Source organism: Flavobacterium sp. FG19 (assembly GCF_057809475.1).
Window position 1 is genome coordinate 313,759 of record NZ_JBMDKA010000002.1, and the last position, 12,943, is coordinate 326,701.

The 12,943-nt window shown below is 37.9% G+C and carries 14 protein-coding genes; 9 read left to right on the forward strand and 5 right to left on the reverse strand.

What is annotated here, in order from left to right; genetic code table 11:
- The first annotated feature begins 39 nt into the window (after positions 1-39).
- From ACODST_RS03295 to ACODST_RS03315, 5 genes are all read left to right on the forward strand, one after another.
- Positions 40-606, forward strand: coding sequence for a Crp/Fnr family transcriptional regulator (locus ACODST_RS03295; protein WP_488930687.1), 567 nt, complete (start codon positions 40-42; stop codon positions 604-606).
- A 434-nt stretch (positions 607-1,040) separates the two neighbouring features.
- Complete coding sequence (locus ACODST_RS03300; protein WP_488930688.1) at positions 1,041-1,811, forward strand: putative quinol monooxygenase; 771 nt, start codon at positions 1,041-1,043, stop codon at positions 1,809-1,811.
- Between the two features lie 49 nt (positions 1,812-1,860).
- Positions 1,861-2,655: a DJ-1/PfpI/YhbO family deglycase/protease gene (locus ACODST_RS03305; protein ID WP_488930689.1), complete on the forward strand. Its 795-nt coding sequence runs from the start codon at positions 1,861-1,863 to the stop codon at positions 2,653-2,655.
- Positions 2,656-2,749: 94 nt separating this feature from the next.
- Complete coding sequence (locus tag ACODST_RS03310; protein ID WP_488930690.1) at positions 2,750-3,850, forward strand: alkene reductase; 1,101 nt, start codon at positions 2,750-2,752, stop codon at positions 3,848-3,850.
- 16 nt (positions 3,851-3,866) lie between these two features.
- The gene (locus ACODST_RS03315) at positions 3,867-4,856 is read left to right on the forward strand and encodes an aldo/keto reductase (RefSeq protein ID WP_488930691.1); all 990 of its coding nucleotides are present in this window, start codon (positions 3,867-3,869) and stop codon (positions 4,854-4,856) included.
- A gap of 11 nt (positions 4,857-4,867) precedes the next feature.
- On the opposite strand, the gene ACODST_RS03320 is transcribed toward ACODST_RS03315, so the two are convergent.
- Positions 4,868-5,443, reverse strand: coding sequence for a Crp/Fnr family transcriptional regulator (locus tag ACODST_RS03320; RefSeq protein ID WP_488930692.1), 576 nt, complete (start codon positions 5,441-5,443; stop codon positions 4,868-4,870).
- A gap of 217 nt (positions 5,444-5,660) precedes the next feature.
- Here ACODST_RS03320 and ACODST_RS03325 point away from each other — a divergent pair, with 217 nt between their 5' ends.
- The 4 genes from ACODST_RS03325 to ACODST_RS03340 are packed head-to-tail and all read left to right on the forward strand — an operon-like array spanning position 5,661 to position 7,942.
- Positions 5,661-5,882, forward strand: coding sequence for a 2TM domain-containing protein (locus ACODST_RS03325; RefSeq protein WP_488930693.1), 222 nt, complete (start codon positions 5,661-5,663; stop codon positions 5,880-5,882).
- 12 nt (positions 5,883-5,894) lie between these two features.
- Positions 5,895-6,461 (forward strand): cupin domain-containing protein, encoded by a 567-nt coding sequence (locus ACODST_RS03330; protein ID WP_488930694.1) that lies wholly within the window; start codon positions 5,895-5,897, stop codon positions 6,459-6,461.
- Between the two features lie 17 nt (positions 6,462-6,478).
- Complete coding sequence (locus tag ACODST_RS03335) at positions 6,479-7,033, forward strand: carboxymuconolactone decarboxylase family protein (RefSeq protein WP_488930695.1); 555 nt, start codon at positions 6,479-6,481, stop codon at positions 7,031-7,033.
- Positions 7,034-7,087: 54 nt separating this feature from the next.
- Entirely contained in the window at positions 7,088-7,942 is an 855-nt protein-coding gene (locus tag ACODST_RS03340; protein WP_488930696.1) for an alpha/beta fold hydrolase, read from the forward strand.
- Between the two features lie 93 nt (positions 7,943-8,035).
- On the opposite strand, the gene ACODST_RS03345 is transcribed toward ACODST_RS03340, so the two are convergent.
- From ACODST_RS03345 to ACODST_RS03360, 4 genes are all read right to left on the reverse strand, one after another.
- Complete coding sequence (locus tag ACODST_RS03345) at positions 8,036-8,734, reverse strand: DUF1826 domain-containing protein (protein ID WP_488930697.1); 699 nt, start codon at positions 8,732-8,734, stop codon at positions 8,036-8,038.
- 134 nt (positions 8,735-8,868) lie between these two features.
- Positions 8,869-9,819 carry an aldo/keto reductase gene (locus ACODST_RS03350; protein WP_488930698.1) on the reverse strand — a complete coding sequence of 317 codons (951 nt, stop codon included), beginning with the start codon at positions 9,817-9,819 and terminating at the stop codon, positions 8,869-8,871.
- A gap of 434 nt (positions 9,820-10,253) precedes the next feature.
- On the reverse strand, positions 10,254-11,279 hold the full coding sequence (locus ACODST_RS03355) for an NAD(P)-dependent alcohol dehydrogenase (protein ID WP_488930699.1): 1,026 nt from the start codon (positions 11,277-11,279) through the stop codon (positions 10,254-10,256).
- A 143-nt stretch (positions 11,280-11,422) separates the two neighbouring features.
- Positions 11,423-12,826 (reverse strand): alkaline phosphatase, encoded by a 1,404-nt coding sequence (locus ACODST_RS03360; protein ID WP_488930700.1) that lies wholly within the window; start codon positions 12,824-12,826, stop codon positions 11,423-11,425.
- Positions 12,827-12,943: the final 117 nt, after the last annotated feature.

Below are 12,943 nucleotides of genomic sequence, written 5' to 3' on the forward strand. Positions count from 1 at the left end.
CGCATTATTAGTAAAAAGTCGAAATAATTTTTAGTACTTATGAATGAACTGCGAAGACATATTGAAGAAGTAACGCCGCTTACTGATGCAGAATTTGATTATATCAAAACTTTTTTCACCCTAAAAAAGGTCAGAAAACATCAATATCTGCTTCAGGACGGAGATAAAGTTTCTTCTGAATATTGGATCATTAAAGGTATTTTTCGCGCTTTTTATATGGATAAAGAAGGAAAAGAGCATATTGTACAGTTTGCTTTAGAAAACTGGTGGCTGTCTGATTACAATGCTTTTTTTAATGAAAAGGAATCCGGCATTACTATCGTCTGTATGGAAGATGCTGAAGTTTTATGTCTTACGCTTTCCGGCCGGGAGCAATTGGCATCAGAACTTCATAAGATGGAGCATTTTTTCAGAATGAAACTGACTAAAGGGTATTCGGCACAACAACGCAGAATTATTTCGCTTTTGTCCAACAACCCGAAAAAGAGATATGAAGAATTTGCCAGTCTTTATCCGGACATTATGCAAAAAATACCCAAAAAATACATTGCTGAATATCTTGGAGTCAGCAGAGAAACACTAAGCAGGCTCTACTCTAATCCGTAAAGTTAAATCTCAGCGCTTTTCTTTTACTAAAACCCTGTTTTTTGCCGCAGTAAAAAACAAACTATTGCTTTCAATATACTAAATCAAAAAACGGATTTCGTATTTGAACTTTACCCGCCCGTACCCACACAGGAAAATTTTTCTTAACCCAAGTCAATGATTCTTCCGGAATCACGAATTTACTTTTGCCTCATAAAATCATCTGAATAATTAACTGTCTCATTAAAAAAGCAGTTAATGCTCTTCGCCTGTATTCTTATTTCAGCCCTTGGTTTCTAAAGACTTGTCTTAAAAATGTGATTCAAATCACACTTTTAAAGTGAGTTGACGCAACCTGTAGTTTTTAGACTTGACAGAACTTTGTCATGTAAGATAAAGCGAATTACGGATTACCAATTTTGTTTTACCCATTTAACCATTAAAAAATAGAAATTATGAAACCAACAGTTTACAAATCAATAACTAAAACAGCATTGAAAATTACTTTGTATGTTATTTTACTTATAACAGCAAATACAAAAGCTCAGAATTCTTATAGAATAAAAACAGGATTTTTGACTGAAACTACTTCAAAAATAACCAGATACGAAGTAACGGAACAAAATACAGTACCATTTCGCAAAGCATTAACAGCTTATGTAACAGCTTCTCTTTCCTCAAAAGAAAATATTATGGCCGAAGCTTTTTACGAGCAAAACAATTTTAATGTTTTATGGCTGATTGAAAGATGGAACGGAAAAAATCAACTGGAAAATTTCAGCAAAAAAGAACCGGCAAAAGCCCTGCAGTCCTTAACTGAAAAATTAAAAATTTCTCCTAAAATCTATTACGTAAAAGATCTTGAACCTTTGACTAAAGAACAATGGCGAAGAACTTCTAAAAAAGAAGATGACCAGCTTGTTATAATGCTTTTTGTCGATGGAAAAAAAGGAACAGAACAAAACTTTAAAGATACCTATCATACTGCAATGCCGCAGTTTCGCAGCGAACCTGGTGTAGTAACCTATCAGCTATCTCAAATTGAAGGAGACGAAACGCAGTTTGTAACTTATGAAAAATTCAGAAGCAACGATGCCTTTCAATACCATCTCAACTTTCCTCCTATTAAACCGGTAATAGAGTATCTGGAAACAAGCATCAAAAAACCGCCATTTCAAAACGGAATTCGTAACCTGATAGAATTTGCACCACTTACAAGAGAATAATAAATCATAAATAAATTTCAATTACTAATCCATTTAAAAATTAAAAGTCATGAAAAATTTAAAACAAATTATCGTTACCAGCTTATTAAGCACCGCTGCATTTTTTAATGTACAGGCACAGTCAAAAGATCACAATCTTGATGTAATTAACCAATTGGCAACACCTTCACACGTTTCTGTGATGCCTGTTTCGCAATTACTGAACGCTCCCGGAAATGAAGCTTTAAGAGCTTTCTTCTTTAATCCGGTAAAAGACAAAACCGTTTTAAAAGGTAAAAGAATCGCCGTACTCGCTGCCGACGGTTTTGAAGAAATCGAACTAACAGGACCAGTCTGGTACTTTAAAGAATTGGGCGCTCAGGTTGATATTGTAGCTCCAAAATACAATCCTGCTCCGGCAAGATACGGATTAAGCGCTCCCGAAATGGCAAAAACACATATTATGGCCATTCAGTACTTACAACCTGTTGGATGGATCAAATTTGATAAAACAGCAGACCAGATCAAAGTGAGTGATTATGATGCTGTATTTATTCCCGGTGGTGCCTGGAATCCGGATAACCTTCGTTACGACAAAGATGTTATCAAATTCCTTCAGGATTTTAATAAATCCGGAAAATTAATCGCTGCTATTTGTCACGCTCCGGTTGTATTGGCTTCTGCCGATATTTTGAAAGGAAGAAAACTAACCGGATACTGGAACATTCAGATTGATTTGAAAAACGCAGGCGGTATCGTATCTGATCAGCCAGTAGTAGTGGATGCCAACATTATTACAAGCAGACACCCAATTGATGTGGCTGATTTTTCAAAAGCTGTTGAAAGCTGGTTAGCTAAAAAATAATTCATTCCATAGGCAGGAAAAAAATAACGGAAGATGAAAAGCTCTTCCGTTATAAAACAAAAAAATACAAATTGAATTTTAGATAGATAAAACAATGAAAACAAATATATTCGAACCTGTTACTCTTGGTTCATTACAACTAAAAAACCGCATTTCGATGGCACCTATGACAAGAGCCCGAAATGCAGACGGAATCCCAAACAACGACAATGCCGTTTATTATTCACAACGTGCCGGAGCGGGATTGATAATTACCGAAGGAACAGCCATCTCTGATACGGCCAAAGGAGTTCTCTATATTCCGGGTTTATATACTGCTGAGCAGGTAGAAGGCTGGAAAAAAGTAACCCAGGCAGTACACGAAAAAGGAAGTACCATATTTACACAATTATGGCATGTGGGAAGAGTTTCTCATACTTCAAATCAGCCCAACGGAATTGCTCCTGTTGGTCCGTCAGATATTCAGGCATCCACTTCTTTTGCATGGGGATATGATGAAAACGGAAAAGAAGGCCCGGTAATTTCTTCTAAACCCAGAGCGCTTTCTACCAGCGAAGTTAAAGAAGTAGTGAATGATTTTGCAAAAGCGGCCAAAAATGCGATTAAAGCAGGTTTTGACGGAGTCGAAATTCATGGTGCTAATGGCTATCTGATCGAACAATTTTTAAATCCGTTTGTAAACAATCGTAAAGACGAATACGGAGGAAGCATCGAAAACCGATCAAGATTTTTGCTTGAAATTGTAGATGCAGTTACTGAAGTTGTTGGTAATGAAAAAACAGCCATTAGACTTACACCTTATGGAGGTCTGGGAGATTTACCACATTATGATGAAATTGAAGCTGCTTATCAATATCTGGCAAAGGAATTAACCAAAAGAAATCTGGCTTATGTGCATTTAATGGATCAGCAGTCTAAAGGAAGTCATGCATTGCCTGAGGGATTCCTGGAACGTTTTAGAAGCTGGTACGATGGTGTAATAATTCTGGCCGGAAGCATGACCCGTGAAAAATCTGAAAAACTGATTAATGCGGGAACCATTGATGTGGCAGGTTTTGGAGAACCTTTTATATCCAATCCCGATCTGGTAGAGCGTTTAGAAAACAACTGGGAACTGACTCCGCCAGACCGAAATCTGTATTACGGTTTAGGAAATCACGGTTACACTGACTGGGAAACTTACAAGAAAAATTAATTTTAAAACTATAAAAATGGAATATAGAAAATTAGGAGATTCTGATCTCCGGTTATCCACAATTACCTACGGAAGTTTTGCTATTGGAGGTACGATGTGGGGAGGAACAGAAAAAAGTGAAGCCAAAGAAGCTATTTTGGCTTCTATAGATCACGGTGTTACCAGTATTGATACCGCCCCTTTTTACGGATTGGGACTTAGCGAAGAACTGATTGGTGAAACCATTAAAGATCTGGATCGCTCTAAAGTGCAGCTGTTAACCAAATTCGGAATGGTCTGGGACGGCAGTAACAACGGAAAAGGCGATTTTATGTGGCATCAGGAACATGATGAAAAAAGTTATCCGCTTTATAAATATGCTTCAAAAGCCAATGTTATCAAAGAGACTGAAGAAAGTCTTAAACGATTAAAAACCGATTATATTGATCTGCTTCAATTACACTGGCCGGATTCTACAACTCCCATTGAAGAAACTATGGAAGCGCTTCAATTATTAATCGATCAGGGGAAAATACGAGCTGCAGGTGTCAGTAATTACAATAAAGAACAATTAGAGCGAGCTCAAAAAAGTATTCACCTTGCTTCTAATCAAATGCCATACAGCATGCTGAATCGCGGAATTGAAAAGGATATTGTCCCATTAGCAATTGAAAACAATATTGGAATAATTGCTTATAGTCCTTTAGAAAGAGGTTTGTTAAGTGGCAAATATTTTAAAGGCGAAAAATTAAAATCTGACGACCATCGACAGGATTATTTCGGGCAGTTTAATCGGGAAAAGACAGAAGCTTTTTTGAAGAAAATGGAGCCTTTGGCAGCAGATAAAAAAGCGAGTCTGGCACAATTAGTTTTAAAATGGACCACACTTCAGCCCGGAATAACGGTTGTATTGGCGGGAGCCCGAAATAAAGAACAGGCGATCAGTAATGCGAAGGCAATTGAGGTAAACCTGACGGAAAAAGAGCTGGAATATATCCATAAGGAACTGACCGGAATCTCTTTATAACCTAAACGTTATTATCTGCCGGTCATTCTTTTACGAAGCCTGCTCAAAGATTCCGGTTTAATGCCAATGTAGGATGAAAGCTGATTCTGTGATACCAATTGAAAAAGATAAGGTTCCTTTTTTAAAATGGTTTTATACCGTTCTTCGGGAGTTTGAAAATGAAGCATTTCTTCTCTTTCGATAATGATAAGGTAAGCAGATTCAGCTATTAATCTTCCAAATTTTGACCAGTTAGGAGAACTATCATACAAACGCTCTACTTTCTCATATTCTAAAGCAATGACTTTCGAATCTTCCATCGCCCTGCAATAGTATTGAGCCGGCCTTTGCGTAATAAAACTGGCGAAATCAACTAAAAAATCATTGGGTTTTGCAAACCTGCAATTGATCTCGTTTCCCCGGTAATCCACATAAAACATTCTAAAAAAACCGCTTTCTATAAAGTAGATGTGACGGCATATTTCTCCCTGCTGTAACAGATCTGTATCTTTTGGCACTTCCCTTCTTTCTATAAGGGGAAGCATCCGATTATACTCTTCATCAGACATGGGAATAAACGATGTTACAACAGTTTGAATAGCATCCATAGGAATAATTTAAGAGAAATAACTTCTCTAAAATTAGATTTTATTCTGTTAAGTACAAAATACTTCCTTTTCAAAACAGCAAAGAATCGTTCTTAACCAAAGTCAATGATACCTGTGAAATTCCACCTCTACCTTTGACCTGTAAATAAATAAAAATCAAACCATTAAAATATTTTCATTAAAAATAACCTATTACCAATCATTAAAAAAAACAACCATGAAAACTAGATTTAACATCGACACAAAGACAGACAAAAATTTAAAATTAGGGTTCAAAATTCACCTGCTTGTCTTTTTATTACTTACTCCGGTAATCATTATTATCTGGTATTTAACAGACACTACTTATCCCTGGCCGCTTTGGTCTGTTCCTGCATGGGCCGTTGGAATTCTTTTTCACTATTTAGGGGTATATGTATTCAGAAAAAACAAAATCTAAAACCAAAAAACCATGAAAACAAATACAACATTCAGACGCATCGTAACGGGGCATAATACAGAAGGCAAAGCGATTATTATTTCAGATGAAGTTCCGGCAAGAACGTATAGGGTAGGCGGACCAAACGGAGCTAAATTTCACGAAATATGGAACACAAAACAAACTCCTGCCCTACTTGATGCCATTTCACAAGATCCTGAAGAAACAGGACTTATTTTAGGTCCTCCAAAACAAGGGACCAGAATACGGGTTATTGATTTTCCGCCGGAAAATGACGAGATACGCAATCTTACCAAAGAACAAGCCTTTGAACATTTTAAAACCATGGGAGGCGAACATGCTTCAAAAGCGGGTGGAAATGCACCTCATCCTTTAATGCATAAAACAGAAACCATTGATTACGGAATTGTTCTCGAAGGCGAATTAACCCTGATTGTTGATGAAGGGAAAACAACAGCAAAAGCAGGAGATATTATCATCCAGAGGGGTACAAATCATGCCTGGAGTAATACATCGGGAAAAGTATGCCGCGTTGTTTTCATTTTGATTGACGGACAATTTGAAGAAAACATTCGTTAAACCTAACAATAATTACTATGCGAGTAAATCCTGTAAACCCGGAAACCATGACTCCCGAAATTCGTTATGTACACGATGAAATTGTCAAACTCATTACAACAAGTCAGGGGCCTGTTTCAATGCTCAATAACGAAGGGGCCTTAACGGGTCCTTTTCCCCCCATGCTTGCTTTTCCTCAATTTGGAATTCCTGCTTTAAGTTTTGTGCGTTCACTGGACAATTATGCTATGCTGCCTAAAAAAGTCCGGGAAGTGGCCATTCTAACTGTCGGTGCCGCATTTGGTGCCCGTTTTGAACTTTATGCACACGAAATTATGGCGCGACATTTTAGCTTTTCTGCGGCTGCAACAGCCTCTTTAGCTTCGGGAATTCGTCCTGATGAATTAAATCCGGAAGAATCTGCCGCTTATCAAATCGCTGCTGTTTTAGCCAAAGGCCGTATTGTACCAGATTCCCTTTATAATCTTGCAAAAGAAACATTAGGTCAGGACGGATTAGCCGAGCTTATCTTTTTAATTGGTGCTTACACTCTTCTTGCAACTGTTTTAAATGGTTTTGATGTTCTTCCCTAAGGAATAAAAACATCTCATTCTTAAAAAATAAAACAAATACTAAATTTAGAAACAATGAAAAAATCAAAAATGAATACTCAAATCCCTTTAAAAACAATGTCAAAGCTTTTTATGCTATTGTTTACTACCATTTCCTCCGCGTCCTGTTCCAATGACGAAACCACTGACAATGCCAAAAAATCTCCGGTTGTACTGGTGCACGGAGCCTGGCAGGCCTCTTATGTCTGGGACCAGACAGAAGCTGATTTAAAAGCAGCGGGTTACAATGTTTCCGTTGTAAAACTTCCCGGACATGGAGATGACACTACTCCTGCTTATCAGGTTTCGCTGCGTACTTATGTTGATGAAGTTAAAAAAGCGGTTAATTTATACGGTGAGCCCGTTATCCTGATTGGTCATAGTTTGGGTGGAGCCGTAATTACGCAAACCGCTTCTGAAGTTCCCCAAAAAATCAAAAAACTGATTTATGTTGCCGGTTTTATTCCTCAAAGCGGAAAAAGCGTTTTGGATTATTCTCAAATGGATAAAGCATCTCTTTTGCCGGCATCCTTACAATTATCCGACGATCAGACTCTGGCCGGAATAGTAAATCCGGAAGTTAACCTGCCTGAGATCTTCTCTCAGGATGCCACAGAGACCCAAAAGCAATTTCTGGTAAAACGCTACAAAGCAGAACCCACCATTCCTCTTGGAACACCTTTGAGTTATAAAACCGAAGATTATAATCTGGGAGGTAAAAAATACTACGTCTTTACCACTGCTGATCATACCATAACATATCCTTTTCAGCAGAAAATGGCAGAAGAAGCCGGTATAACCCATACTTACACTATCAACTCCGGACATAGTCCCTTTATTTCTAAATCTCCGGAACTGACAAAGCTTTTAATCAAAATTGCATCAGAATAAACGCATAGCACCCTTTGTCTAAAAAGATTCCTGAATTTTTCTTCAGGGATCTTTTTAACTTTTATGACAAAACAAATGTAGTTTAATACTGCTTCAACAAATCAGCAGCAGCCTGTATTCTCCCTCATTTTCTTTTGGTGCTCTGTGAATACAAGGCAATACCTGCTGTTCCGGATGATCAACAGCCAGTCGCCACAGGTGCATTACTCCCAGATTTACAGGTTCTGCATTCTCATGTTCCTGATAATGCAGATCAAAATAATTTTCTCTTAAAAAGTCTTCGAATTCTTCCTCCGGTCCATTATGCAGTTCCTTTAATCTGATGCGTATCTCGGGAATTAAAATTTTTTGTTCCGCCTGCGAATTAGAAACAATATCACTAGCCGCTCCGTGATAGGTGCACAAAAAGGTATCTGCTGCTATGGGAGAACGGTCAACGTGAAATGAATATACATCTGTAGAAATGAAGTCAAATTCATCGTCACGTTCATAACATTTTAATAAATTAAGAGAGGGCAAAGCTCCAAAATCAGTTAAAAGCTGCAAATCGTTTAAGATTATTTCTCTCGCTTTATTTCCCTTCTCTGAGAGCCGGAGTGCGATTAAATCTTCCGGATAAATTTCGGTTATATTTTCTTTTAAAGATAATTTTGCCGCAACTTCATTAAAATCACCATCCAGGTTTCTGTACCAGCAAAGTGCATTTATTTCTCCTTTGAAATCAGTATGTACAAGTTCAGAGAAAGTAGATACGATTCCTATCTGGCTGTTAGCAGAAAATATATTGTTCATTGTATGATAGTAAGAGGTTTAATACTTCACATAGTACAAAATTATACAATCGGTCACAAACTGAAAAGCCCGCTTCCTGCGAAATGGGCTTTTTATATATTAAGATTAAAACTATTGGCGTTATCATACCCGGTTTAACTCCATTCCGGAAACTGAGTTTTATTTAAATCCAGTTTTTCGATTGCTTTTAAATCAGCATCATCCAGTCTGAAATCAAATATATCTAGGTTCTCTGCAATATGTGTCTTTTGAGACGATCTTGGGATGGCTGCAATACCGCGCTGGTAATGCCACCTTAAACTTACCTGTGCAGTAGTTTTGCCATATTTTTTTCCAATCCGGGTTAATACCTCATCGGTAAAAAGACCGTTACGACCTTCCGCAAAAGGAGCCCATGCCTCCATTTTGATATCATGGTGTTTCATTACATTATAATCATTAGTCTGTTGGAAATAGGCATGCGTCTCAATTTGATTGATAACAGGTTTTACCTGAGCATAAGATATAAGATCTGCCAGCTGTGCCGGATCGAAGTTGCTTATACCTATGGCTTTGATTTTTCCGGCTTTATAAAGTTCTTCCATGGCTTTCCAGGATCCTTTAACATCACCTCTCGGACGATGTATCAGATACAGATCAAGATAGTCAAGTTCTAATTTTCTTAAGGTCTCTTCAAAACCTTTTTTAGCATTTTCGTAACCCGCATCATCAACCCATAGCTTTGAAGTAACAAAAAGCTTTTTTCTGTCAATTCCGCTTTGCTTTATGGCCCTTCCTACTGCTTCTTCATTTCCATATACTTTAGCCGTGTCGATAAGACGGTAACCTGCCGCTATAGCATCTACAACAGATTGCCGGCATACGTCTCCGCTGAGTCCGTAAGTTCCAAATCCCAGCATTGGCATTTTTAAGCCGTTATTCAGCTTTACATCCGGTATCTGGACAGCTGCTTTCTCTGTCAGTACATTTCCGAATAATTCAGGCATGCCAAACACACCCAGATAAACTCCGGCAGCTGCAAGTTTGAGGCCGTTTTGCAAAAATCTGCGGCGGTTGATTTCATTTTTTTGGTTTTGAGAATTCATGTTTTTTTGGTTTAAATAGTCAATCAATAAAAGTAGAGATTATATTTTAAATAAAAGACTCAAACTTTTCAATACTAATTACTCCTTTTTCAGAGCTCTTTTTTCTACATTTTTACTTCAACAAATACATCAGATAAGAGTTCTTAAATTATCTAAACCAAAACTTTATTTAATTACTTTAAAAACATTCTTTACCAGTTTATTGTAATAATTATAAAAGGATACAATATTTATAGAATTTCAATAAGAAAATAAAAAAAGCTCCAGAGGAGCGACATATTCTTTTGCAATTTACATTATATGTCGCTCCTCTGGAGCTTTATATTGGAAACATGTACCCTATTCTGTAAATGGGGCGCTTCTCCGAAGCATACAAAAAATGAGCAGCCCTTTGAGACAGCCTGCTTACTATTTACAGCAATTTAACCGGATTTTTAGGGAACCAGCACAGCCCGTCCTTTAATTTGTCCGTGACGCATTTTATCGTACACATCATTTGCCTGTTCCAGATTAAACTTTTCAATTTCGATATGTATTTTTTTCTGTCTTGCCAGTCCCACTACTTCCATCAATTCGGTACGGGATCCCCAATACGGATTCGTCATGGTAACTCCAAAAGGCAGTCCGTTCATACTGTATTGGTAATATCCGCCTCCAAGTCCTACTATGGTAAGATCACCATCCATTCCCACTACTTTCGTTCCCAGTTCAATGGTGGGTGTAGCTCCAACAAAATCCAGAATTACTTTGGCTTTCTTTAAACCTGTAATTTTTAAAATCTGTTCTGCAGCATCGGCATCTTTAGAATTCACCGTATAAGCAGCTCCCAATTCTTTAGCAAATGCCAGCTTCTCCTCTGTTACATCACAGGCAATTATAGCGGCTCCCGTGGTTTCTCTTAAAATCTGAATTGCCACATGTCCAAGTCCGCCTACTCCAATTACCACCACATATTCATCCGGCATAAGTTTAGGAAGTGATCTCTTAATAGCGGAATAAGGCGTTAACGCAGCATCTGTTAACGGCGCTGCAATTACCGGATCAAGGTCAAAAATAGGCACTAATAACCGTGAAGACGGTACCAGCATATATTCGGCCATACCTCCGTTTAATCCTAGTCCGCCGCCATAACCTAATTCGCTTTGATGATCACAGTAATTTTCTTTAGACTGCTGACAGGGCTTGCAATGTCCGCATCCCCAGGGTCCATAAACCAATACCGCATCTCCTTTTTTGTAATCTTTTACGGTGTCTCCGACTTCTTCAATCCAGCCTGCATTTTCATGTCCAAGCGTAAAAACCAGATCTCCAATAGTACCTTCATCAATAATATGCAGGTCGGAGTGACACACGCCTGCTCCACCAATTTTTAATAAAACCTCATCCCCTTTAGGAACCGGTTTCTCCAAATCATTCACCACTCTTACATCTTTATGTCCAAAATAACGTACTGCTTTCATAATTATACATTTTAATCATTGCTTTAATATGAAACAATGTACGCCAAAATGCCGGATTTTTAAAGAATACGACCTTTAAACTTATGTTAATAATGGACTATTGCCATTTTAAAGTGCAGCTATTCTTTGGAACGAAAATTATCTTACACTGTAACTTCGGCCGCTTTCAGCATTAAATTATGTAATTCTATGTTTTGTACAAAAGGTTTCAGCATTTCACTGCCCGGACCATACATGGCCAGTTCTACATAATCTCCGGAATGATCCATACTGATCCAGCCTACATTATTATGTTTTTTCTGAATTTCAGAATAGGCTTTGAAAGGCAGTTTTTTATAATTGTAAAGTCCAGTTTCCTGTTTTTCAAGACCGGAATAAAAACTTAGCAAATGTTTGGCTTCTTCATCGGTCAGACTAATTTTATTGGTTTTGTAGATCCAGTCTTTAATTTGCTGCAGATTAAAATCGGCATGAATGGCATTTAATATGTACTCATTTGTGTATTTATAATTGGCAATGCTGTTGAAATTTTCTACGGCTTCTTTTCCATATATAAGTCCCGGATTGGCATTTCCGTGATCGGTTGTTATGATCACTAAAGTCTCTTGGTCTTGTTCTGCAAAATCAACCGCCGTTTTTACTGCTTCATCAAAAGCCAGCTGATCGTGCAGTAAAGCCGCAATATCATTAGCATGTGCCGCCCAGTCTACTTTTCCGCCTTCAATCATCAGCACAAAACCTTTCTCGCTGTCTTTCATCTGATTAATCGCCGCCGCACTCATTTCTGCTAAAGTGGGTGTATTCTGTAATTCCGGTATATTGTTTCGGTCAATAGTGTACGGAAGCGCCCCCGAAGCAAAAACCCCCAGTGCTCTCTGCCCTTTCTTCAGGTTTTCTAAATCTGATTTTTCTTTTAAAACCTGATAGCCTTTCTGCTCGTAAATTTTATAGATATCTTTTTTGTCTGCTCTTTTTGAAGCATTAAAAAACTCATCACCACCGCCCATCATAACATCCAGTCCCAGATCAGCGTACATTTCTGCAATTTCGTTCTCAGCATTTCTGCTGTCAGAATTGACACAGAAACCAGCCGGAGTGGCGTGCGTTATCGTTACTGTAGTCACACAGCCCGCTTTTTTGCCCGCATTTTTAAATTTCTGCCATATCGGAAGGTATTTTTCACCATTCGGTCCAATATTTAAAACACCATTTTTAACCCGATGTCCACCGCCAAAAGAAGAACTTGCCGCAGCCGAATCGGTCACCGCTGAACTTGCCGATGCAGTATCCATTAAAGCCCGTGAAACTTTATTGTCGGTATACAGATTCATCCAGTTTCCATTTTTTCCTAAGATATTCTGAGAATACAGATTCGCCATTTGAAGGGTTCCGGAACTCATTCCGTCACTTATCAGAAAGATTATGTTTTTTGCTTTTTTACCCTTTTTAACTGCTTTTTCTAAATCATTGGAAAGAATAACTGAGGGACTAAGCGTAAAAAGTCCGGTAAGTACCGTGCTGCCTTTTAAGAATCTACGTCTGTTCATGAATTAATTGTTTTATACATCCTGTAAATTAAGTTCTTTTTCAATAACTAATGAAACTTTGTTGCGTTAATTAATTATTATTTTTTTACATCAATTATCCATCAGAAATCTTTTTAC

Bases quoted from the DNA above. Each gene is read 5' to 3' on its own strand.
- ACODST_RS03325 (WP_488930693.1), top strand. From the start codon at position 5,661: ATGAAAACTAGATTTAACATCGACACAAAGACAGACAAAAATTTAAAA.
- ACODST_RS03360 (WP_488930700.1), bottom strand. From the start codon at position 12,826: ATGAACAGACGTAGATTCTTAAAAGGCAGCACGGTACTTACCGGACTT.
- ACODST_RS03340 (WP_488930696.1), top strand. From the start codon at position 7,088: ATGAAAAAATCAAAAATGAATACTCAAATCCCTTTAAAAACAATGTCA.
- ACODST_RS03295 (WP_488930687.1), top strand. From the start codon at position 40: ATGAATGAACTGCGAAGACATATTGAAGAAGTAACGCCGCTTACTGAT.
- ACODST_RS03310 (WP_488930690.1), top strand. From the start codon at position 2,750: ATGAAAACAAATATATTCGAACCTGTTACTCTTGGTTCATTACAACTA.
- ACODST_RS03300 (WP_488930688.1), top strand. From the start codon at position 1,041: ATGAAACCAACAGTTTACAAATCAATAACTAAAACAGCATTGAAAATT.
- ACODST_RS03330 (WP_488930694.1), top strand. From the start codon at position 5,895: ATGAAAACAAATACAACATTCAGACGCATCGTAACGGGGCATAATACA.
- ACODST_RS03320 (WP_488930692.1), bottom strand. From the start codon at position 5,443: ATGGATGCTATTCAAACTGTTGTAACATCGTTTATTCCCATGTCTGAT.
- ACODST_RS03305 (WP_488930689.1), top strand. From the start codon at position 1,861: ATGAAAAATTTAAAACAAATTATCGTTACCAGCTTATTAAGCACCGCT.
- ACODST_RS03315 (WP_488930691.1), top strand. From the start codon at position 3,867: ATGGAATATAGAAAATTAGGAGATTCTGATCTCCGGTTATCCACAATT.
- ACODST_RS03335 (WP_488930695.1), top strand. From the start codon at position 6,479: ATGCGAGTAAATCCTGTAAACCCGGAAACCATGACTCCCGAAATTCGT.
- ACODST_RS03350 (WP_488930698.1), bottom strand. From the start codon at position 9,819: ATGAATTCTCAAAACCAAAAAAATGAAATCAACCGCCGCAGATTTTTG.
- ACODST_RS03355 (WP_488930699.1), bottom strand. From the start codon at position 11,279: ATGAAAGCAGTACGTTATTTTGGACATAAAGATGTAAGAGTGGTGAAT.
- ACODST_RS03345 (WP_488930697.1), bottom strand. From the start codon at position 8,734: ATGAACAATATATTTTCTGCTAACAGCCAGATAGGAATCGTATCTACT.